Origin of the sequence: Salinimicrobium maris, from assembly GCF_049680855.1 — a bacterium.
In the GTDB taxonomy this organism is placed as follows: domain Bacteria; phylum Bacteroidota; class Bacteroidia; order Flavobacteriales; family Flavobacteriaceae; genus Salinimicrobium.
The window spans coordinates 1,170,072-1,191,806 of the sequence record NZ_JBMPGS010000001.1 but is presented as its reverse complement, the minus strand read 5'-3'; the positions used below and the strand labels follow the sequence as shown (position 1 = coordinate 1,191,806).

The window sequence follows — 21,735 nt, the reverse complement described above, 5'->3', positions numbered from 1 at the left end:
GAGATCGTAAAGGAAGAGCAACAAAAACAATTAACCCTTCTGAAAAGTATTCCCGGGATGGGCAGTAAGACCGCGATTATGTTGATTGTTTTAACCGACGGATTTTCCAACTTTGAAAATGCCAGGCAACTTTGCAGCTACACCGGGATCACGCCCTCCTTGCGAGAGTCAGGTACTAGCGTGAGAGGTCGAAGTCGAATAACCAAAATGGGTAACGCAAAGCTTAGAAATCTGCTATTCATGTGTAGTTTTTCGGCTTGTAAACACAACAAAGCCTGTAGAGAGATCTATGAGCGGCTCATAGCAAAAGGGAAAAGTAAAAAGTTAGCTCTTATCGCTGTATGTAACAAGCTACTGAAACAGGCATTTGCTATCGCTAAATCAGGTCTGCCTTATGAGGAAAATTTTGTTTCGAAATTAGCCTAGAGAACTTGTTTTTTAACTCAGTTCTTTGTTGGCCACAGTTTTAATCAGTCTTCAAAATGTGCGTAAATATGTTTTACACATCTGACATTCCATTTTCCATTTTCCTTTACTAAAACAAATAGAGTTTCTTCACTATTCTTATTAGTCCGATAAATGATTGCTTTGTTTTTATAAACTAAAGGAAGAGTAATTGCCTGATGGATGTTCTTCCTATCTCTTACCAATTTCACTTTATCTGTAAGGAGCTTCCTATCCAATTTATTATAATCTCCAAATGAGCTGATTTGAGTACCTAATTCCGCAATTTCTTTAGGAGACAGGATCTCTGAATAGGAGTAGTATTTATTCTTTTCCAGATCCACACAACTGCCCATTAGATCTTCCATTAATTCCAGGTCTGATATGATTACGCTCAGCCCTAAAAAAGGAAAGAATTTTTTATCCAGCTCTACTTTGCCATATTTCTCAACGTCAAAACTTCCATACAACGCATTAATCACTTCGTAACGTTCTTTGTGAATTGAATCGTTTTGCGCATAAATAACGCCCGTTAATGTCAGAAATAAACACCATATGATTTTCTTCATTTTTCTAAATTGTGGGCAACGTCTCGTATAAAAACAGTGCGAGCTGGAGAGCTTGATTGTCCGCAGGACAATCAGGCGTTGCAAGCGAGCAGGAAGTTTCGATTTAAGACTGAATTAAGCATTGTTTTNTTATCGCTGTATGTAACAAGCTACTGAAACAGGCATTTGCTATCGCTAAATCAGGTCTGCCTTATGAGGAAAATTTTGTTTCGAAATTAGCCTAGAGAACTTGTTTTTTAACTCAGTTCTTTGTTGTTGCAAGTTTTATTTCACGGACTTTTGATCTTCATTATAAACTATGATTTTACCTTGATTTTTTGTCATCAATGAGAAAATCCCATTTTCATCATAATTTATACCTTCTATGTAGGCACAGGAGAAAATTCCATTTTCATCTATTACTTTCAAAAAGAAATCTTTATTGGAGAGCTTCTCTCCATCACAGTCTTTAGTAATTTCATATTTCTCGATTGAGATTGATCCATTTTCATCAGATCTTTGTAGAGTTCCGTCTTTAAAAAAAGTTAATCTGTCTTCAGCGCTGTTTTCTAGATGCCAAGACCCGATAATCTGTTTTGCTAATTCATCTTTTGTCTGGTAATCTTGGGCGCAAGCAGTGTTTGTAATAAGTAATAATAGAACAGTAATTTTAAGATATTTCATAAGTAAGTTAGTATCGAATTAATGATTAAATTTTTAGATATGACTGATTGGAGTCCGTTTTATTATCAAACGATTTATTTGATTAATTATATAACGAATCGCACTAATAAAATTTGCTACAACGTACCTATAAATGCACTAGTGCATTTATTTACAAATAAACGTACTGGTACATTTATATCTACTTTGTCTTTACCAGCTAATCTAGCGGATTTTTGATTTTGAAAAAAATATTTGTGGCTACGTGGGTGTAAATTTCTGTGGTCTTGGTGCTTTTATGTCCAAGTAATACCTGTATGTAACGTAGATCTGTTCCGCTTTCGAGTAAATGTGTGGCAAAAGAATGGCGCAACATATGAGGGGTCACTCGTTTTCTTATCCCTGCTCTATTGGCTGCCTCCTTTACAATCTTAGCAATACTTTCTGCCGAATATGCATGGCCGGAGGGACCTTCAAATAAAAGATTCCGCGGCTTCCACTTCACATAGTATGTGCGCAGGTTCTTGAGAAGTTTTTCAGACAGGATAGTGTACCTGTCCTTATTTCCTTTCCCAGAACGTATTTTTATCACCATTCTCTTGCTATCAATGTCATCTGGTTTGAGGTTCAAGATTTCACACCTGCGCAACCCGGCTGAATATAAGAGGCTTACAATGCACCGGTGTTTTATATTATTGGTATTTTCGATGATGGAAAACACTTCTTCTTTTGCCAGTACCTGTGGCAGCTTCTCTTCTGCCCTTGGGCGTTCCACCGCATAGAACCTGTTGGGCATCTCCAGGACTACTTCGTAGTAGAACTTGATGGAATTGATCGCCTGGTTGAGATAGGAGTTAGATCGATTTTCTCTAATTAAATGCTGAAGATAAAGCCTGATGTCGTTTTCGTCCAGCTCCTGCAAAGATCTCTCCCGGTAGTAATTCATGAAATTTTCAAAACAGGACACATAGGTCCTCACCGTATTCTTCGCATAGCATTTTAGTTGAAGTTTGCTAAGATAGTTTTCGGGGCAATGCCTCTTTCCTTCTACTGGCATCCTTTTTCTAAACCATTCCACATCAATAGTTTCCTGCTGCCTCCCAAAACTACTCCTGGAATAAAAATGATTACAGTTGATCCAGGCCACGCCTCTAAAAGTTTTAAAAACAAGATCAAGATTTTCCGGGGAATTCAGCAGGTAATCCATTCCATAGTCCTCGCTCCATTTCACCTCTGGCAGATCGTTCACCAGGGCCTGTAGCACTTTATCAGTATAAAATTTAAGGCCAATGCATTTCTTCTGCTCTATCACAAGATTCTTTAAAGTAATATATTTCCGGTCCATGGTCTTTTCCTATTCTCCAATCTGCTTTTTAAATATCGCAGTCCTTAGGTCAAAAAAGGTTTATTAAACGTATATTATACGACTAAAACGGATCGCTGAATGGATAACTTCAAGAAATGTTTGGCCTGTAACCGGCAACTCGAAGGAAGAACTGATAAAAAATTCTGTGATTCCTACTGTAAAAGTTCCTGGCATTATCAGAAAAACCGGGAAGGCGCAGCCGGATTTTATTCTAAAGTAGACCGCCAGTTAAAAGCTAACAGAAAACTCCTGAAATCCTTCAACAAAGCAGGCAAAGCTACAGTTCGTGCCCAGATGCTATTGGATAAAGGATTTGACCCACAATTTTTTACGCATTACTGGAAAAACAGCAAAGGTGATGTTTATCTGTTTGTTTATGAATATGGATTTCTTCTAAAAATGGAAAACGGAAAGAAAAAATATATCCTGGTCACCTGGCAGGATTATATGAGGAAATAATATAATCTGCGGGTGTTCCCCACACCTCCGGTCTCCTGAGTCACACTCACAATTGGAAAGACCCGGAATTCAATATTCAAAAATAGCAGATTTTTCCTACTATCCTAACAAAAAATTAAAGTCTGCCGAATCCTTAAGTAAACCGTTTGTTCCCGGGTAATAATTAACTACATACAGGCAAATTGCACGGAAAATTCCGTCGTTTCAGGATGTTTTCTTAAATTTATTCCCACAAGAGGAACCCGTTTTAACCTTGCATTTTTTTTTAAATCCATATCATCAATCATTTCCAATGCAAAAACCAATTTACCTGGGCCTACTCCTGGCTGCTGCTCTATTATTTTCTTCATGTGAAAAAGACGACGCCGTTTCAGAAACCGATTATTCCATTGAACCTGACACTTACTTTGAGCTCATAAGCCAGCACCCCAACGGCTGGATTAAGGAAGCCAGGTATAATGATTTACATTTAGGCGAGGAAGTTCCTAAAGATGAATTTGAATATTATGAAAACGGCTATATTAAATGGGCTAAAGTGTACTCTCATTATCCGAAACAACATTTGTATATGGAAGTAAGCCGCAGTGAAGATAATAAACCGCTCTGGTCAAAATATTATACTCCTGAAGGAGATCTCTGGTTTGAAACCCAATACACCCAAGGCCTGCCTTCTCAAAAAAAGGTCTATAGCGAAGAAGGTACGGCCGTACATACTTACGCTGACGGTGATTTAATTTCTGTGGAATTTACCACGGTCAATGATGAAGCAGGAAGTACTACTGTGCTCGACAAAGCTTCAGCAACCAGGAAGGTAACTATTACTAAGGACGCAGAAATTATACTGACAGAAGAGTATAAAGATGAAGATTTTGGCGACGGAGTGCTAACTGGTCATCATGTCCCCCTGGCCAATCCGTTCGAAACTACAGAAGGATCCTATCGCAAAACGGAAGAGTCCTTCTTCCATAGTCCTACCTGGAAAAACAATTTAGATCCTATTGAATACATTTATCCTTACCGTCATTTTTCCGAGGTCTATGTGCCGGGACCAAATTTTGCTACAAAATTTGCAGTAAGTTCAGATCTATACCAATCGGTTATTGAGCAATATCCCGTAACCGAGGATGATATCCTGGTACAAAGTTACAAGTACGTGGAGGGGAACAGTAGTTTCCTGCCTAATTTTGAAGAGAGTCGTGCACTAAAAGAGGAAATGGAACAAAATCCCACCCTTTTTGAATTGAAGTATGGCAATGAATATGTCGAGAAAATGTACTTCGGAAAAACAATTTTGGTCATTGGTGCCCTGCGAAATATACCTACTGGCGAAATCGCAGCCAAAGAGATAAAAGAACTGGCTCAAAAGCATATGAATGCCATTGTAAGCGGTAACAATGCTTTGAGCACCGAAGAAGTGAACATTTTAAATAAAGCATGGTTTGAAGTGAAGTTTTTCTCAAGGCTTAAAATGCACCACAACGGCCTGGTACTCAATACTACTGAAGATTATGAAACTGCTGTACAGGAGGTGCTGGATGCAGAATCATCTGTACTTCAACTCGAATATGCTGCGTATGAGCATTTATTTGGGAACTAAGAGAGAGTTTAGACCATAATATGAAAAATCATGTTTTAAATTATTCATCCCGATGAGCAGATAAACATTTTAATCCGCTTCCATGAAAAAACGAAGGCTTAACTTCCTTTTTTGGATATTTCTGTTTTCAATTGTCCTGAAATCCTGCAGTAAGGATGATGGTGTAGATTTACCCGGTACTGGTGAGAATTCCTTTAGAGCCAAAATTGAAGACAGAATTTTTATTCCTGAAGATGTTCATAAATTCATTGGAACCACTCATGGTATTCTTTGTAATGTTCAGGAAAACTCCTGGCATATGACGTTTCGTAATAGCAGCAAAAAAAATATTCACATCTATTTGAAAGATGTAAATGGGCCTGGAAAATATAGGATAGGAAAACTTGATGATGATTTTATATTTTTTACACCCACAGATACCGAGTCTGCAATAGGCATCTCCAACGGTGAGGATAATTATTATGGAGTAGCATTTGCTTCATCTAATTTGCACGAACAATATCTTGAAGTAACAAAGGTAGAAGGTGATTCCATCATAATAGGTTCCTTTAAAGAAATCATCCTGAAAAACCAAAACAACCCGGAAAAAATAGTGAAATTAACTAAGGGACAATTTCATATAAATACAAATAATTTAAATCCGCCAAACTACATCGAGTAAGGTTCATTTCCAGAAATAAATATTCTTTATTTAACACCTGGTTTCCATTCTGAAATTTTAAAATACCCCAAATAAAAAACCCGAAATTCATCTTGAACTTCGGGTTTCAAAAAGGGTATTTTCGCTTCTTAATCTACATTGTCATGTAAAAAGGAATTGTTACTTCTAAAATGAAGCTCATTGTTATCATCAGAGCTTATAGAAGTTCGGGACATCCTTTCCTCGCCGGGATTAGCACTATTAAGTTCAATTCCGGCCCTTTTGTAAGCCGGCTGCTTCTCAATATCCTCGATCTTGGTCACATTATTCCTGAACTTGTAATTAAACTCCTTCATTTTCGCTCTCCGCTCGGCTGCACGCTTTACAAGATCTTCAGAAATAGGACTATTAAATGGGTCTACTTCCTCCTCTTTTGCCGGTATGGAAGGAGCCTCCTGCTGCGCCTTCTGCTCGGGTGCAGGTTGCTGTGATTGTTGTGAATGCTGTGGCTTCTCCTGGATTGGCCGGGAAGTAGGTTCAGAATTCTTCATCATCTGCTCCACTTCCATATAATCTTCAAGACTGTAACGCTTTACGCCATTTTGTCCCACTTCGGGAGAAATTTCCCGCTTTTGGCTGCTTCTTTTAGCTTCGTTTTCTTCTTCTGAAAGATGATGAACGATCTTGGATTCCTCTTCGGAAGCATCGTTGTTATTTTGAATATTTTCCTGTTTCACCTCTCTATTTTCAGAAACAGCCGGCTTTTCCACCTTTTTGGGCATATCAAAGCTGAACATGAACTGTTCCTGTTCTTTTGCCTCCTGCGACGCCTGTTTCACTTCTTCAGGCTCATTTACCTCAATTTCCTTTACGGCATCAGTAATGATAAAATCTTCAATGGGTGCAGGTTTAAGTGCTTCGGTAGGTTTTACCTCTTCAAAAATGACATCCATGTTCCTCACTTCAGCAGAAGGATTGCGATCATCTGGCTCCTCTGTTTCCTCTTCTTCTAGGGAAAGGGTGTGAACAATTTTATCTTCTTTTGGCGGTATGGCTTCGTAAGAAGATGTTTTCTTCGGATTCAAATTCTGCTCCGCTCTTTGCTCATCTTCCAGCGTGTGAATGATCTTTTTTGTTTCAGTATTAACGATCTCATTTTGTTGTTCAATATCAAAACCCGTAGCAATAATGGTTACAGAAATTGCTTCATCAAGGCTTTCATCTTCTCCAACCCCCATAATGATGTTAGCACTATGGCCGGCTTCTGCCTGGATGTGATCATTGATCTCCCCTATTTCGTCAATGGTAATTTCCTCGGAACCTGAAACGATAAGCAGCAACACGTTTTTAGCACCGGTAATTTTATTGTCGTTTAGAAGTGGGGAATCAAGCGCTTTGGCAATGGCGTCATTAGCCCTTGTAGCACCCGAAGCCTGCGCAGAACCCATAATTGCAGTACCGCTGTTGCTTAATACTGTTTTGGCATCGCGCAAGTCAATGTTCTGCGTGTAGTGATGTGTAATTACCTCGGCAATTCCGCGGGAAGCGGTGGCCAAAACTTCATCGGCTTTGGAGAAACCGGCTTTAAAACCTAAGTTTCCATAAACTTCACGCAGTTTATTGTTGTTGATCACGATTAAAGAATCTACATGGCTTCGAAGGTTTTCAACTCCCAACTGGGCCTGCTCATTTCGCATTTTTCCTTCAAACTGGAAGGGAATGGTTACTATACCAACGGTAAGAATATCCATTTCCTTGGCCTGTTTGGCAATAATGGGTGCAGCTCCCGTACCTGTACCACCACCCATCCCGGCGGTAATAAATACCATCTTGGTATTGGTATCAAGCATTCCTTTAATATCGTCAAAACTTTCTACAGCTGCCTGCTCTCCCACCTGCGGGTTTGCCCCCGCTCCAAGTCCTTCTGTAAGGCTTACCCCCAACTGGATCTTATTGGGCACAGAACTGTTCTCAAGTGCTTGTGCGTCTGTATTGCAAATAACGAAATCAACCCCCTTGATTCCCTGTTGGAACATGTGGTTGATCGCATTGCTACCTCCACCACCTACACCAATAACTTTAATTACGTTCGATTGGTTCTTTGGTAGATCGAATGAAATGTTCTCGAATTCTGTGCTGCTCATAAATTCTGTTTTACTGGTTTTCTACTTCTTTCTCTTCTAATTTTCATAGAATATTTTATCAATTTTTTTTCTTATTCAGCCTTGTCTAAAAAGTCCTTGAACTTTTCTGCCCACTTTTCAAAAAAGGTCTTTTTTTGCTGTGTTACACTGGCCGACAAATCTTCTTCTTCAAATTCCTCCTGTCCGGCTTCAATTGAATTCGCCGGCTCGGGAGCAACCTCTTCTTCTGCTGCTTCTTCTGCTTGTATGTTCTTCTTGCCTATCTCCAGGCTGTTTAGCACAAGCCCCACTGCCGTTGCATATAACGGGCTGGTAGTTTCTGCATCGCTGTCTCCCGCCAAATGTTCGTTGGGATAACCTATCCTGGTATCCATGCCGGTGATGTATTCCACCAGCTGCTTAATATGCTTTAGCTGTGCCCCGCCACCGGTCAAAACAATCCCTGCGATCAGTTTTTTCTTCTGCTCCTCGTGTCCGTAATTCTTGATCTCTAAGTATACCTGCTCAATGATTTCCACAACTCGTGCATGAATGATCTTGCTAAGGTTCTTAAGGGTGATCTCCTTAGGCTCCCTTCCGCGTAATCCCGGAATTGAAACAATCTCGTTATCCTTATTCTCACCCGGCCATGCACTTCCGAATTTAATCTTCAGAAGCTCTGCCTGCTTTTCAATGATCGAACAACCTTCCTTGATGTCTTCGGTAATTACGCCACCGCCAAAAGGAATTACAGAAGTATGACGAATAATGCCATCTTTGAAGATCGCAAGATCTGTCGTACCACCTCCAATATCCACCAAGGCCACCCCGGCTTCTTTTTCCTCCTGACTCAAAACCGCATTTGCTGAAGCCAAGGGCTCAAGGGTTACGGCCGATAGATCAAGGCCGGCGCTTTTCACGCACCTGCCAATATTCCTGATGCTGGAAACCTGTCCAACCACCACGTGGAAGTTTGCTTCCAGTCTTCCGCCGTACATTCCAATGGGCTCTTTGATCTCGGCCTGCCCGTCAACTTTAAATTCCTGCGGAAGCACATGAATAATTTCCTCTCCCGGCAGCATTACCAGCTTGTGAACCTGGTTGCAAAGCTTATCAATATCTGTTGAATCAATAACCTCATCGGCATTGGGTCGTGTAATGTAATCACTGTGCTGCAGGCTTCTAATATGCTGCCCCGCGATTCCCACCACTACTTCCTTTATCTTCAATCCTGAATCCGATTCAGCTTCCTGAATGGCCTGCTGAATAGATTGTATAGTTTGTGTAATGTTATTTACTACCCCACGATGAACACCAAGACTTTTTGCTTTCCCAATTCCAACAATCTCCATCTTACCGTAATCATTCATACGGCCAATCATGGCAACAATTTTCGTGGTACCAATATCTAATCCTACTGCAATGTCGTTTTGTTCCATATCTTATTTTTTAGTGCTTACAACCTGGTCTCTAAATTGTAAATCCACTTTTTTGTAGGCGTTCAGTTTTTTATCTTTCATTGCTTTCTGATAAAAAGCCTTAAAATTTGTTGCCTTTCTTTCTATATTTTCAATCGCCCCAAAGTGAACAGAAAAATCCTGCTCCCGCACCTCCAGCTCATACATCCCGTTGTAGAGACGGTTGATTCCGGTTACATGGATCTTCAAAAAAGGATCTTTCCTAATGAAATCCAGCAACGGAAAAACCTCTTTCACATGCTCTTCCCTTATCCCGGTTACCAGCGGCACCCGCGCAGAATAGAACTCTGAAAGCGGCATTTTTTCTCCCTGCCTGTCAACATAGTACTGCCTGGCAGCCAGCACTCTGCCTATTGGTTTACGTTGTGTGATGTCTGCTCCCATCCTGCCGTCAACGCTCATATAAACCTCTGCCTTCTCTATCATTTCATGAGCATCCAGCACAGCCTCGACCCTACTCAAATCTAAAGTATCTTTATCTATAGATTTGGGTACTACGTGATTTTGTATTAACAATTTATTAACCGCTTCTTCAGTTACATAGAGGTTTTCGCTATTGGTAAACTGAAGATTTACTTCGGCTAATTTTCGGGAATTATTGCGTTTTTCCGCAAATGCAAATAAAAAGAACACTGCGGCAATGAGCAAGAAACCTTTTATGTAATTCCAGTTAATTTTCACGATAACAAATATTTTTTCACCACATCCACTTCTTCGCCAATATCACCGGCTCCCAGCATTAGAACTACCTGCGCCTTATCTTTCCTCACCGCTTCAAAAATAGCCTCTGAAAGTGCCTCTTTTTGAACCAGTTGCTTCTTCTCATTCACTATCTTGTTTAAAAGCCAATCTGAAGTAATTCCTTCTACAGGCTTTTCCCTGGCCGGATAAATATCCAATAGCATGATTTGATCAAATAAGCCCAGACTTTTCGCAAAATCTTCAGCAAAATCCCTTGTTCGGCTAAAAAGGTGCGGCTGAAAAACCGCCAGAACCTCTTTTTTGGGGTGCATTTCACGCACCGCCTGGTGCACGGCCGCAATTTCGGCAGGATGATGTGCATAATCGTCAATCATCACTAGGTTTTCCTGTTTGATCCTGTAAGAAAACCTTCTATGAACTCCTTTAAAAGCAGCCAAAGCCCGGGCGAGGCCAGCTGGGGGGCAGCCGAATTCTAAGGCCATCGCCAGTGCTGTGACTGCATTAAACAAATTGTGCTTACCGGGTAAGCTCAAACTAAAATCTTTATATACTTCTCTTCTAAAATTTAAATCGAAGTGATAAGTGCCATTTTTGACACGTATGTTTTCCGCAGTAACATCGGCATCGTCTTCTATTTCAAGGGAAGTGCCATTTAGTGGAAGTCCCTTTTTGTAAAACAAAGTGCCATCCTGCGGTACGAGTCCGGCGAAATCCAAAAATGACTGCTGCAGTTGTTCATTTTCACCGTAAATATCAAGGTGATCTGCATCCATAGAGGTGATTGCGGCAATATTCGGCGAAAGCTGCAAAAATGATCTATCAAATTCATCGGCTTCGGCCACCATGACTTTAGAACCTTCCAAAACAAGATTGCTTTGAAAATTTTCTGCCAGTCCGCCAAGGAAAGCGGTTACTTCGGCTCCTGTTTCTTTCAGTAGGTGTGCCAGCATGGCCGTAGTAGTGGTTTTTCCGTGGGTTCCTGCTACAGCAAGGGTATAAATTTCCTTGGTGATCCTGCCCAGCACCACAGATCTCTTTTCTACCGTAAATCCTGCAGATTTAAAATAATTCAACTGCTTATGATCCTGCGGAACAGCCGGTGTATAAACAATAAGTGCATTTCCCGGATCTTTAAATTCTTCAGGAATAACTTCTACTACATCTTCAAAAATGACATTTATTCCTTCCTTTTCCAGTGCATTGGTTAACGTCGTTCTGGTTTTATCATAACCGGCAACGCGCATTTTCTGCGCATTAAAGTAACGGGCGAGCGCACTCATGCCTATTCCTCCAATTCCGAGGAAATACATATTCGTTATGTTCTCAAAGCCGCTCATATCACTTTTTCCCGATTAATTTTTCTATTTCATCCACAATATTGGAAGTGGCGTAAGGTTTCGCCATCTTCTGAATATTTTTTCCCAGCTCATACAGCTTGTCTTCAGACTCCAGCAACGGGAAAAATATCTCCCTGAATTTTTTATCCAGGTCTTTTTCTGAAATCACTACCGCGGCATCTCTTTGCGCGAGGGCTAGGGCGTTTTTTGTCTGGTGATCTTCGGCCACGTTTGGAGAAGGGACGAAAAGCACCGGTTTTCCCACTATGCACAATTCAGAAACAGTTCCTGCACCGGCACGCGAAATGATTACATCTGCCCCGGCATAGGCAAGGTCCATTCGGTTCATGAACGCATAAGTCTTGACATTTCCGGCCTCGTTGTATTTTCTGTATTCATCAAAGTACAGCGTTCCCGTCTGCCAGATGATCTGTAAATTATGTCTCTCGAATTCCACCAGATTTTCATGAACCAGTTCATTGATCTTCCGGGCACCAAGGCTTCCGCCCAGTACAAGTAAGATTTTCTTTTCAGGATCCAGTTTAAAAAATGAAATCGCTTCTTCCCTTTTTTGAGGTACGCTCAAAAGATCCTGTCGCACCGGATTTCCGGTTAAAACCGTCTTTTCGGCGGGGAAAAACCGTTCCATATCTGGATAAGCCGTGCAAATCACGTTAGCTTTTTTTGCCAAAAGTTTGTTCGTTACTCCCGCCAGAGAGTTCTGTTCCTGAACTACCGTCGGAATGTTATTTTGATTCGCCATTTGCAATAGAGGGCCACTTGCAAATCCTCCTGTACCAACAACCACATCGGGTTTAAAGCGGTTTAATATTTTCTTTGCCTTCCAGAGACTTTTCATAAGCTTTACCGGAAAAAGCAGGTTTTTGAAGCTTAATTTTCGTTGAAATCCGCTGATCCATAGGCCTTCGATCTTATATCCTGCTTCGGGCACTTTTTGCATTTCCATGCGATCTTCAGCTCCTACAAAAAGAATTTCGGCATCAGGGTATCGTTCCTTTATCTCATTGGCAATTGAAATGGCAGGATAAATATGCCCTCCTGTTCCTCCTCCAGATAATATCACTCGTACTCCTCTTTTCATATCGCTTCACTTAAAATTTCCAGTGGATTTTCTTCCTCCTCGCTCTCCTGGTCTTCGATTTGCTTTATCTCTTCTTCGCGTTTCGCACTAACACTAAGAATAATTCCCAGCGCCAGGCAGGTCATCCAAATGGAAGAACCACCACTACTTATAAGCGGCAAGGTTTGCCCGGTTACAGGAAAAAGCTCCACCGCAACCGCCATATTCACCAGCGCCTGCACGATAATGGGTAAACCCAGGCCAATGACCAGCAATTTTCCAAAGGCGCAGTTTGCTTTAGTGGCTACAATGATGATCCTGAATAGTAATAAAAGATAAGCCAGCATAACTCCAAGGCCGCCAATAAGCCCCATTTCCTCTACAATGATTGCATAAATAAAATCTGAAGAAGACTGCGGAAGAAAATTCCGTTGTACACTTTTGCCTATTCCGTTACCGCTAATACCACCAGTGGCAATCGCAATTTTAGCTCTTTCTATCTGGTAATCTGCTTCAGTGTCCTCATCATTGGCGAAATTTTCTACCCTGCTTATCCAGGTATCCACCCTGTTTGGAAAAAGCCCCGGAAATGCTTTTGCTGTTAACCCGAAGATCAAAAGCACCACAAGGCCAGAACCTACAATAATAGATAAGTATTTAAAAGGATATCCACCAATAAAAACCAGCAAAATAACCATTGCAAATAAAATTGCTGTAGTTGAAAAGTTAGCGGGAAGGATAAGCATTAGTATAATCGCCACCGGCACCCATAAAGGCAAGATGGTTTGCACAAAATTGTACTCCCTGTCCTTGAGTTTTGCCATATAACGCGCCACGTACGTAAGCAGCACGACAGAGGCTAGTGTGGAAGTTTGAAAGGTTTTATTAATAAACGGGATGTTGATCCATCGGCTGGCATTTGCCCCGTCAATGGTGACACCTTGTGAAATGGTATAAATGAGAAGCACTACCAGAATGGGCATCACCAGAATGGAGAGTCCTTTGAAATAGTGATAAGGAACTTTATGAATAAAGAACATAATCACAAAGCCCAGGAAGAGATAAATTAAATGATTGACCAGGTAGTGAAATGTACTTCCGTCTCCATACAAATAGGCGAGATTGCTACTGGCGCTGTACACCGGCAAAAATGAAAATACAGCCAACAATCCGGCGGTGGCCCAGATGGCTTTATCTCCCTTTACGTATGAAAAAATAGTACTCATTTTCTAATTTCGTTGAGATCCTGAAATAAATTCAGGATGACGATCAATCCTTATTCTGATTATAAATTTCTAACTGCGTCTTTAAATTGTCTTCCCCTGTCTTCATAGTTCTTGAAGAGATCAAAACTTGCACATGCGGGAGATAATAAAACTGCATCCCCTTTTTCGGAAAGTCTGTAGGCTTCTCTTACAGCTTCTTCCATATTGCGGGTTTCCACAATAGTGTCTACACAATTTCCGAAGGCATTCTGGATACGAGAATTATCCACACCAAGGCAAACGATCGCCTTTACCTTCTCATTCACCAGCGACAAAAGTTCTGAATAATCGTTGCCTTTATCAACGCCACCAACGATCCACACGGTTTCTGCTTCCATGCTTTCCAGCGCATAATAAGTGGCATTTACATTGGTCGCTTTAGAATCATTGATATATTGCACATTATTGATCTTCAAAACCTTTTCAAGACGATGTTCTACCCCCTGAAAATTTTCAAGGCTTTCCCGAATGGTTTCTTTTCTAATTCTTAGCAACTGCGCTACCGTGGCAGCAGCCATGGCATTCTTTGCATTGTGTTTCCCTTCCAGGGATAATGTATTTGTTGGCATAGTGAAAATGTTGTTATCAATCTTGATTTGTATTTCATCATTTTTTATACAGGCGCCATTTTCCAATTCTTCCTGAAGGGAAAAAGGCAATTTTCTTGATCTAATAGGAAATTCTTTAAGCCATTTTGCAATAATTTCGTTATCTGCATCGTATATAAAAAAGTCTTCTTCTGTCTGATTTTTAGTAATCCTGAATTTTGAAGCAATATATTCTTCAAACCTATGATTATATCTGTCCAGATGATCTGGGGTGATGTTTGTAAGCACCGCGATGTGTGGCCTGAAATTTTCAATTCCATCCAGCTGAAAACTGCTTAGCTCCAGCACAAAAGTTTCTGCTGCATTTTCTGCCACCTGCCGCGCGAAACTTTTCCCTATGTTTCCCGCCATTGACACATTTAGATCTCCATTCTTTAAAATATGATGTGTAAGAGACGTGGTCGTGGTTTTGCCATTGCTTCCGGTAATTCCGATAATTTGACTCTCTGTAAATTCTGAAGCAAATTCTATTTCAGAAATAACATTGATGCCTTTGCCCCGCAATTGGTTCACCATTGGGGCGTCCTCAGGAATCCCCGGACTCTTCATTACGAGTCCGGCTTCAAAAAGGACATTTTCAGTATGCTTTTCCTCTTCCCATTCCACCTGGTGTTCTACCAGAGTTTCCTTGTATTTATCGGCTATCTTTCCAAGATCGGACACAAAGACCCTGTAACCTTTTTGTTTTGCTAGAATAGCAGTACCCACGCCGCTTTCACCACCACCAAGAATGACGAGGAAATTGTTCCCGTCGTTCTTCAAAGTTGTATTTTGAGTGGAAATTGCCATTTTATGCTATCTTAGTTTTAATGTTACTACAGTGACAATTGCCAGGAAGATCCCAATGATCCAGAACCTCACGACGATCTTGCTCTCATGAAAACCTGCTTTTTGAAAATGATGGTGCAGCGGTGACATCTTAAAAATGCGCCTTCCTTCGCCATATTTCTTCTTGGTATATTTAAACCAGCCCACCTGCATCACTACCGAAAGGTTTTCGATCAAAAACACACCGCACAACAGCGGGATCAATAATTCTTTTCTAGTGGCCAGGGCAAGTACCGCGATAATTCCGCCAATAGTTAAACTTCCCGTATCGCCCATAAAAACCTGGGCAGGAAAGGTATTGTACCAAAGAAATCCCACCAATGCTCCCGCAAAAGCAGAAATATAAATCGTCATTTCACCCGATCGCGGAATATACATGACGTTCAAATAATCTGAAAAGATGATGTTCCCCGAAACCCAGGCAAACAGCCCCAGCGTAAGAACAATAATTGCTGAAGTTCCTGCCGCTAGTCCGTCAATTCCGTCTGTAAGGTTTGCCCCGTTTGATACCGCTGTTACGATGAAAATGACAATTGGAATAAAGATAAGCCAGGCATATTTCGCCCATTCTGGATTTATCCAGGAAATGAGACTGGCGTAATTGAATTCATTATTTTTTACAAACGGAATGGTGGTTTTGGTTGACTTTTCTTCCGTAGAAATCTTTGCTTCAGGATTTCCCGCTGAAGAAACCATCTCTACAGCCGATGTTCTGCTGGGCAGCACCGGGTTTTCATTAATGGTAATATCTGGATGAAAATAAATAGTAGCACCTACAATGAGTCCAAGACCTATCTGGCCAAATACTTTAAAAATGCCTTTTAGCCCTTCTTTGTCTTTTTTAAAGGTTTTAATATAATCATCTATAAAACCAATTGCTCCCATCCAAAGCGTGGTCACAATCAACAGGATCACGTAAATATTTGTGAGATTCGCAAAAAGTAAGACAGGAATGAGCGTGGCAATGATAATAATCACACCACCCATAGTTGGCGTACCTGCTTTTTCGCTCTGCCCTTCCAGGCCAAGATCCCGCACACTTTCTCCCACCTGCTGGCGCTGCAGATAGTTGATGATCTTTTTTCCAAAAATAGTTGAGATACCCAAAGAAAAAATGATCGCCATGGCAGACCGAAAAGAGATGTACTGGTACAAACTCTCCCCCGGAAACTGGTATAATCGCTCTAAATATTCAAATAAGTGATACAACATAAGCTTTCCTACTTCCTTCCTGCGGAAGAATTATTTTTTTAATTCTTTTAGAAATTCTGTTACGATCTTTAGATCATCAAAATCAAATCTTTCTCCGTTGATCTCCTGGTACGTCTCATGACCCTTGCCGGCAATGAGAATAATATCATTCTTACCCGCTATTTGGCAGGCAGTTTTTATCGCCTGCTTGCGGTTGGTTATGGACATTATTTTCTTGAAATTCTGTGGTTCCACCCCGGCTTCCACTTCTTCCACGATCTTATCGGGGTCTTCGGTACGTGGATTATCGCTGGTAAATATCACTTTAGTACTTAAAGCCGAAGCGATATATCCCATTTTTGGCCGTTTTGTTTTGTCGCGATCTCCGCCGCAGCCAACCACGGTAATAAGTTCTTCGTTTTTCGTACGAATGGTATTGATCGTTTCCAGTACATTTTGCAAAGCATCGGGCGTGTGTGCGTAATCTACGATTGCCGTAACTTTTCCTTCGGAAATGAAATACTGAAACCTGCCGCTTACGGCCTGCAGTTCACTTATATATTTCAGGCTTTCAAGCGTCTTCAGGCCAAGCAATTCCGCGGCTGCGTAAATAGCCAGAACGTTGTATGCATTAAAAGTTCCTATGAGCTTGGTCCATACATCCTGCCCGTTGATCTTAAGAAGCAATCCGCTGAATTCATTTTCCAGGATTTTTGCTGAATAATCTGCATAAGATTTAAGGGCGTAAGTGACCTTTTTGGCTTTGGTGTTCTGAAGCATCACCGGCCCGTTCTTGTCATCAATATTGGTAAGCGCAAATGCCGAAGGAGAAAGTTCATCAAAAAACCTCTTTTTGACATCCCTGTATTCAGCAAAGGAACTGTGATAATCCAGGTGTTCGTGCGACAGATTGGTGAAAATCCCGCCGGCGAAATTCAATGCCGTAGTACGGTGCTGGGCAATCCCGTGGGAACTCACTTCCATAAAACAATACTCTACTCCAGCCTCGTTCATTTTTTTGAGGTAAGAATTAATGATCAGGGAATCTGGCGTGGTGTGCAAGGTTTTAAAACTTTCCTCACCCACTTTAATTTCAACGGTAGATAATAATCCCACCTTAAAACCGGCTTTTGTGAACAGCTGGTAAAGCAGGGAAGCAATGGTAGTCTTACCATTGGTTCCGGTTACACCTACAAGCCTAAGGTTTTCGGAAGGATTTCCGTAGAAATTTGCCGCCATGATGGCAAGAGCCTTGTGAGAATCCTGCACCTGGACATAAGTAATGCCGTTTTCATGTTCTTTAGGAAGCTCCTCACAAACAATGACAGATGCACCTTTTTTGATAGATGGTTCGATGAAATCATGTCCATTAGATTTTGTTCCTTTAATAGCGACAAAAACGTCGTTTGAATCCACTTTTCTGGAATCAAAATGTATGGCATTCACGGTGGTGTTGGTGTCGCCAATTACTGCTTCCAACGGAACTTTATATAATATGTCTTTTAAAATCGTCAACTTAAATTCAGGTTTATCGTCTGGTTTGGTTTAATGCTTTCCCCGGCGCGTATAGATTGTTGAGCTACTTTCCCATTTCCGGATATCTTCACCTGTAGTCCCAGGTTCTCAAGAATGGAAATAGCATCCATGGCAGGCATTCCTCTTAAATCTGGCATCACCTGCTTTGCAGATCTTGAAATGGCAAAGTACTGTTCGTATTTTTTCTCAATCTTCGCGTCGGTACTGTCAAGATTCTGAAGTTCATCGGTCACCGGAGTATCTGTAAAGATCTTTTGAGCGATTCTCTTAAATACAGGTCCGCTTACATCGGCACCGTAATAACCAATTTTGTTGTTGGGTTTATGGATGACCACAATACAGGAGTATTTAGGATTTTCTGCCGGGAAATATCCTACAAAAGAGGAAATGTACCGAGGGTTTGACGGCCAGTCGTCCATCCAATATTCGGTTTGTGCAGTTCCGGTTTTTCCTGCCATGGAAAAATCGGGATCATAAAGGCTTTTTCCGGTACCTCTTTCCACCACATTTTTCATCATTTCCTGCACCTTCGCCACCGTTTCTTCAGAACATATTTGAGGATCGATCACCTCTTTATCAAATTTTTCAATGGTTTTATCCCACTCCTTAACCTCTTTAATAAACCTTGGCTTTACCATTTCCCCTCCATTGGCAATGGCGTTGTAAAAGGTGAGGGTTTGCAACGGAGTGATTTGGATACTTCCATAACCATATGCCATCCACGGCAATGACAACCCGGACCATTTACTATCTCCCGGAGCCGGAATGTAGGGTTTTCCTTCTCCTTTTATTGCCAGTCCCAGCTCCTCTCCAAGGTGCATGTCCTTAAGAGCGTCTACAAATTCCTGTGGCTTATCTTTATAATTGTCATAAATAAGTTTCACCACCCCCACGTTTGAAGAAACTTCAAAAGCCTTGGCAGCAGAAATTTTTCCATATCCTCCACGGCGCGAATCTCTTACTTTTCGACGGTAGATGGTCATGATCCCGTTCTCGGTATCAACCACTGTACTGGTGTCAATTACCTTGTCCTCCAGTGCCACTACCATGGCCATCAACTTGAAGGTTGATCCCGGTTCATGAGATTCACCTACAGCGTAATTCAATTTTTCATAATAGGTGCCTCTGGAAGTGCGGCCGAGGTTGGAAATCGCACGTATTTCCCCAGTTGCGGTTTCCATTACCACAACAGAGCCATGATCTGCTTCATATTTTTCCAGCTGCTTTAATAGAGCATGGTGGGCAATATCCTGAATCTTTACATCTATGGTAGAGATAAGATCATAACCGTCTTTTGGCTCCAGTTCATTATTGTCACTTATAGGCTTCCACTGCCCCTTGGCGATCTTTTGCTTAAGCCGCCGTCCTTCTTTGCCACGCATGTATGGTCCAAAAGCACCTTCTAAACCCACTCTTGTAAAATATCCGTTTTCATCCTGGCGCTCGTAACCCACCGTTCTTTCCCCCATTTTACCCAAAGGATGCTCCCTTACGGTACGCTGCTCTACGATAATGCCGCCGCGATTGGAACCTAGCCTGAACATGGGAAAATTCTTCACCTTAATATATTCGGAATAGCCAAGATTACGCGCAATGAGAAAATACCTGTGGCGATTTGCACGTGCAGTCCGTAAGGTTTGGGAATAATGTGCGGCAGACTTCCCAAACATTTTCGACAACTCTTCTGAAAGCGGCGTGATATTTTCCTCAAAATTTTTATCCGAAACCGTTACAGCATCAAACCTTATGTCATATTTTGGAACAGAAGTCGCCAGAAGATTCCCGTTTACATCGTAAAGATTACCACGGTTTGCAGGAATTGTAAAATTCCTGTAGGTTCTCTCCTGGGCCAACTGCTTGTATTCTTCGCCCTCCACGAATTGTATATCCATCAACTTCAACCCTACCAGGACAGCAAAAAGGAACATGCAGCCTACCACGATGTACATTCTGTTTAATATGTGCTTCTCTGTCGTAGCCATTGGAGCTATTCAGGTTGAGATTTGATTACAATTTTCGTGGGCGGAGTTTCAGATGGTTTTATTCCTTTTTCCGCCATTTTTTCGGTTATGGTCGATTCCATTTTAATGCGCATTAACCTGGATCGTAGATCGGAGAATTCACTGCGCAATTCCAGCACATCATTGTTCAGTTTTGCAATGTCATGAACCTTTCTTTCTGCACTGTGCGAACTGGCGATCATAATGATAGCCAGCCCGGTACAAAAAAGAATAAAGCGCCAATTTTTAAAAGCGTCATTGCTTATTAAAAACTTCCCCTTTAATATGTCATAAAAACTCTTGGTCATACCATCCAAAAATGCCGTTTCCCGCTATAGTTTTTCAGCAACACGAAGTTTGGCACTTCGGGCGCGATTATTTCTTTTTATTTCTTCGGAAGAAGGAACAATTAACTTTCCCACCTTTTTAAAGGGAACAGAAATGTTTCCGTAGAAGTCTTTTTCGGGCTCCCCTTCAAACATGCCGCTTCTAATAAATCGCTTCACCAGCCTGTCTTCGAGCGAGTGATACGAAATAAGGCTCAATCGTCCGCCCTCGTTCAGCAATTCCTCCGTCTGCAGTAAAAATTCCTTTAAAGCTTCAATTTCCTGGTTCACTTCAATGCGAATCGCCTGGTAAATTTGCGCCAGGATCTTATGCTCTTTGGCAGCAGGTAAAAATGGCTTCAAAACCTCCTTTAAATGCTCACTGGTCTCAATCGGCTTTTCTTTTCTTTCTGAAACAATCGTTCTTGCGATCTTTGGAGCATTGCGCAGCTCTCCATAATTATAAAGAACAGCCTTTACCTGCTTTTCTTCATATTCATTCACAACATGATATGCACTTAGGCTGCTTTTTTGATCCATTCGCATATCCAGCCTGGATTCAAAGCGGGTTGAAAACCCCCTTTCTGCGACATCAAACTGGTGCGAAGAAACTCCAAAATCCCCGAGAATTCCATCTACCTTCCGGATTCCGTGAAACCTCAAAAAACGCTTTATGAACCGGAAATTTTCATTGATAAGCGTAAAACGCTCATCATCAATCGTGTTATCCAAAGCATCTTTATCCTGGTCAAAAGCAAAAAGTTTCCCGCCATGACCAAGCCGGTTAAGAATTTCCTTAGAATGCCCGCCACCGCCAAAGGTCACATCCACATAAACACCATCTTCCCTGATGTTAAGACCATCTACCGTTTCCTTTAATAATACCGGGTTATGATATTCCATTGTTCTGTTGGTTTCCCATAATTTCTTCAGCCAGTTCTGCAAAATCGTCTACTGAATCATCAAGGGTATTTTCATATTTCTGCTTGTCCCAAATCTCGATGTAATTCATCGCCGAAGTGAGTACAATTTCTTTATCTATTCCGGCAAACTCCACCAAATCCTTAGGAATAAGCAATCTTCCATTTGTATCCACATCCACAGTTTTCGCTCCCGCTGTAAACCTTCTCATAAGATTCCTGTGCGGCTTCAAAAAACGGTTCAACCTGCCGTCCATTTCTTCCATGACCGCGTCCCACTCCTTTAAAGGATATAGCTCCAGGCAGTTCTCATAAACCGATCTTTTCAACACAAAACCATCTTGTAACATAGGCACAAGCTGCTTTTTCAGAGGCGCCGGGACCATTAATCGGCCCTTTGCATCTACCTTGCATTCATATGTTCCAACGAGGTTTACCACTGTGAATAGATTTCGATTCAAATATATTGAAAAAATTACCACTTTTTACCACTTTTTACCACATTGTTAATAAATTACGCCAACATTGAAGCTCCATTGCAGATACAATCAACTATCTGACAGAGTTTCAGTTGGGTGCAGGATTGTTAAGAATTTTTTTTCGAACCGGCAGATTTTAAGGAA

Annotated in this window: 20 protein-coding genes; 4 read left to right on the top strand and 16 right to left on the bottom strand. The window is 41.3% G+C overall.

What is annotated here, in order from left to right; all coding sequences use genetic code 11:
* Positions 1-426 (top strand): transposase (locus ACOV1Q_RS05580; protein WP_424493376.1); only part of this gene is annotated, 426 nt, incomplete at its 5' end.
* A 44-nt stretch (positions 427-470) separates the two neighbouring features.
* On the opposite strand, the gene ACOV1Q_RS05575 is transcribed toward ACOV1Q_RS05580, so the two are convergent.
* The 3 genes from ACOV1Q_RS05575 to xerA form a co-directional block, all read right to left on the bottom strand.
* The gene (locus tag ACOV1Q_RS05575) at positions 471-1,013 is read right to left on the bottom strand and encodes a hypothetical protein (RefSeq protein WP_424493375.1); all 543 of its coding nucleotides are present in this window, start codon (positions 1,011-1,013) and stop codon (positions 471-473) included.
* A 264-nt stretch (positions 1,014-1,277) separates the two neighbouring features.
* Positions 1,278-1,676: a hypothetical protein gene (locus ACOV1Q_RS05570; protein ID WP_424493374.1), complete on the bottom strand. Its 399-nt coding sequence runs from the start codon at positions 1,674-1,676 to the stop codon at positions 1,278-1,280.
* Positions 1,677-1,875: 199 nt separating this feature from the next.
* A complete protein-coding gene (gene xerA, locus ACOV1Q_RS05565; RefSeq protein ID WP_424493373.1) occupies positions 1,876-3,000 on the bottom strand; it encodes a site-specific tyrosine recombinase/integron integrase in 1,125 nt (374 codons plus the stop codon).
* Positions 3,001-3,099: 99 nt separating this feature from the next.
* Between xerA and ACOV1Q_RS05560 the strand changes: the two genes are divergently transcribed.
* The 3 genes from ACOV1Q_RS05560 (at position 3,100) to ACOV1Q_RS05550 (ending at position 5,738) form a co-directional block, all read left to right on the top strand.
* A complete protein-coding gene (locus tag ACOV1Q_RS05560; RefSeq protein WP_424493372.1) occupies positions 3,100-3,480 on the top strand; it encodes a hypothetical protein in 381 nt (126 codons plus the stop codon).
* 292 nt (positions 3,481-3,772) lie between these two features.
* Positions 3,773-5,077 carry a hypothetical protein gene (locus tag ACOV1Q_RS05555; RefSeq protein ID WP_424493371.1) on the top strand — a complete coding sequence of 435 codons (1,305 nt, stop codon included), beginning with the start codon at positions 3,773-3,775 and terminating at the stop codon, positions 5,075-5,077.
* An 82-nt stretch (positions 5,078-5,159) separates the two neighbouring features.
* Positions 5,160-5,738 (top strand): hypothetical protein, encoded by a 579-nt coding sequence (locus tag ACOV1Q_RS05550; RefSeq protein WP_424493370.1) that lies wholly within the window; start codon positions 5,160-5,162, stop codon positions 5,736-5,738.
* Between the two features lie 128 nt (positions 5,739-5,866).
* Here the strand turns inward: ACOV1Q_RS05550 and ftsZ are convergent, their stop codons facing one another.
* The 13 genes from ftsZ to mraZ form a co-directional block, all read right to left on the bottom strand.
* Positions 5,867-7,861, bottom strand: coding sequence for a cell division protein FtsZ (gene ftsZ / locus ACOV1Q_RS05545; RefSeq protein WP_424493369.1), 1,995 nt, complete (start codon positions 7,859-7,861; stop codon positions 5,867-5,869).
* 71 nt (positions 7,862-7,932) lie between these two features.
* Positions 7,933-9,279: a cell division protein FtsA gene (gene ftsA / locus ACOV1Q_RS05540; protein WP_424493368.1), complete on the bottom strand. Its 1,347-nt coding sequence runs from the start codon at positions 9,277-9,279 to the stop codon at positions 7,933-7,935.
* 3 nt (positions 9,280-9,282) lie between these two features.
* Positions 9,283-9,999, bottom strand: coding sequence for a cell division protein FtsQ/DivIB (locus tag ACOV1Q_RS05535; protein WP_424493367.1), 717 nt, complete (start codon positions 9,997-9,999; stop codon positions 9,283-9,285).
* Entirely contained in the window at positions 9,996-11,357 is a 1,362-nt protein-coding gene (gene murC, locus ACOV1Q_RS05530) for a UDP-N-acetylmuramate--L-alanine ligase (protein ID WP_424493366.1), read from the bottom strand. The genes ACOV1Q_RS05535 and murC overlap by 4 nt, the downstream gene beginning before the upstream one ends.
* A 1-nt stretch (position 11,358) precedes the next feature.
* Positions 11,359-12,459 carry an undecaprenyldiphospho-muramoylpentapeptide beta-N-acetylglucosaminyltransferase gene (gene murG / locus ACOV1Q_RS05525; RefSeq protein WP_424493365.1) on the bottom strand — a complete coding sequence of 367 codons (1,101 nt, stop codon included), beginning with the start codon at positions 12,457-12,459 and terminating at the stop codon, positions 11,359-11,361.
* A complete protein-coding gene (locus ACOV1Q_RS05520) occupies positions 12,456-13,664 on the bottom strand; it encodes an FtsW/RodA/SpoVE family cell cycle protein (protein WP_424493364.1) in 1,209 nt (402 codons plus the stop codon). Before ACOV1Q_RS05520 ends, murG begins: the two co-directional genes overlap by 4 nt.
* A gap of 59 nt (positions 13,665-13,723) precedes the next feature.
* Positions 13,724-15,100, bottom strand: coding sequence for a UDP-N-acetylmuramoyl-L-alanine--D-glutamate ligase (murD, locus tag ACOV1Q_RS05515; RefSeq protein ID WP_424493363.1), 1,377 nt, complete (start codon positions 15,098-15,100; stop codon positions 13,724-13,726).
* A gap of 6 nt (positions 15,101-15,106) precedes the next feature.
* Positions 15,107-16,351 (bottom strand): phospho-N-acetylmuramoyl-pentapeptide-transferase, encoded by a 1,245-nt coding sequence (gene mraY, locus ACOV1Q_RS05510; protein ID WP_424493362.1) that lies wholly within the window; start codon positions 16,349-16,351, stop codon positions 15,107-15,109.
* Positions 16,352-16,381: 30 nt separating this feature from the next.
* A complete protein-coding gene (locus tag ACOV1Q_RS05505; RefSeq protein WP_424493361.1) occupies positions 16,382-17,845 on the bottom strand; it encodes a UDP-N-acetylmuramoyl-L-alanyl-D-glutamate--2,6-diaminopimelate ligase in 1,464 nt (487 codons plus the stop codon).
* The gene (locus ACOV1Q_RS05500) at positions 17,842-19,848 is read right to left on the bottom strand and encodes a penicillin-binding protein (protein WP_424493360.1); all 2,007 of its coding nucleotides are present in this window, start codon (positions 19,846-19,848) and stop codon (positions 17,842-17,844) included. The genes ACOV1Q_RS05505 and ACOV1Q_RS05500 overlap by 4 nt, the downstream gene beginning before the upstream one ends.
* Before the next feature lie 5 nt (positions 19,849-19,853).
* Positions 19,854-20,174 carry an FtsL-like putative cell division protein gene (locus tag ACOV1Q_RS05495; protein ID WP_424493359.1) on the bottom strand — a complete coding sequence of 107 codons (321 nt, stop codon included), beginning with the start codon at positions 20,172-20,174 and terminating at the stop codon, positions 19,854-19,856.
* Positions 20,175-20,198: 24 nt separating this feature from the next.
* Positions 20,199-21,095, bottom strand: a complete 897-nt coding sequence (rsmH, locus tag ACOV1Q_RS05490; RefSeq protein WP_424493358.1) for a 16S rRNA (cytosine(1402)-N(4))-methyltransferase RsmH — start codon at positions 21,093-21,095, stop codon at positions 20,199-20,201.
* Positions 21,082-21,552, bottom strand: coding sequence for a division/cell wall cluster transcriptional repressor MraZ (gene mraZ / locus ACOV1Q_RS05485; protein ID WP_424493357.1), 471 nt, complete (start codon positions 21,550-21,552; stop codon positions 21,082-21,084). The genes rsmH and mraZ overlap by 14 nt, the downstream gene beginning before the upstream one ends.
* Between the last annotated feature and the right edge of the window lie 183 nt (positions 21,553-21,735).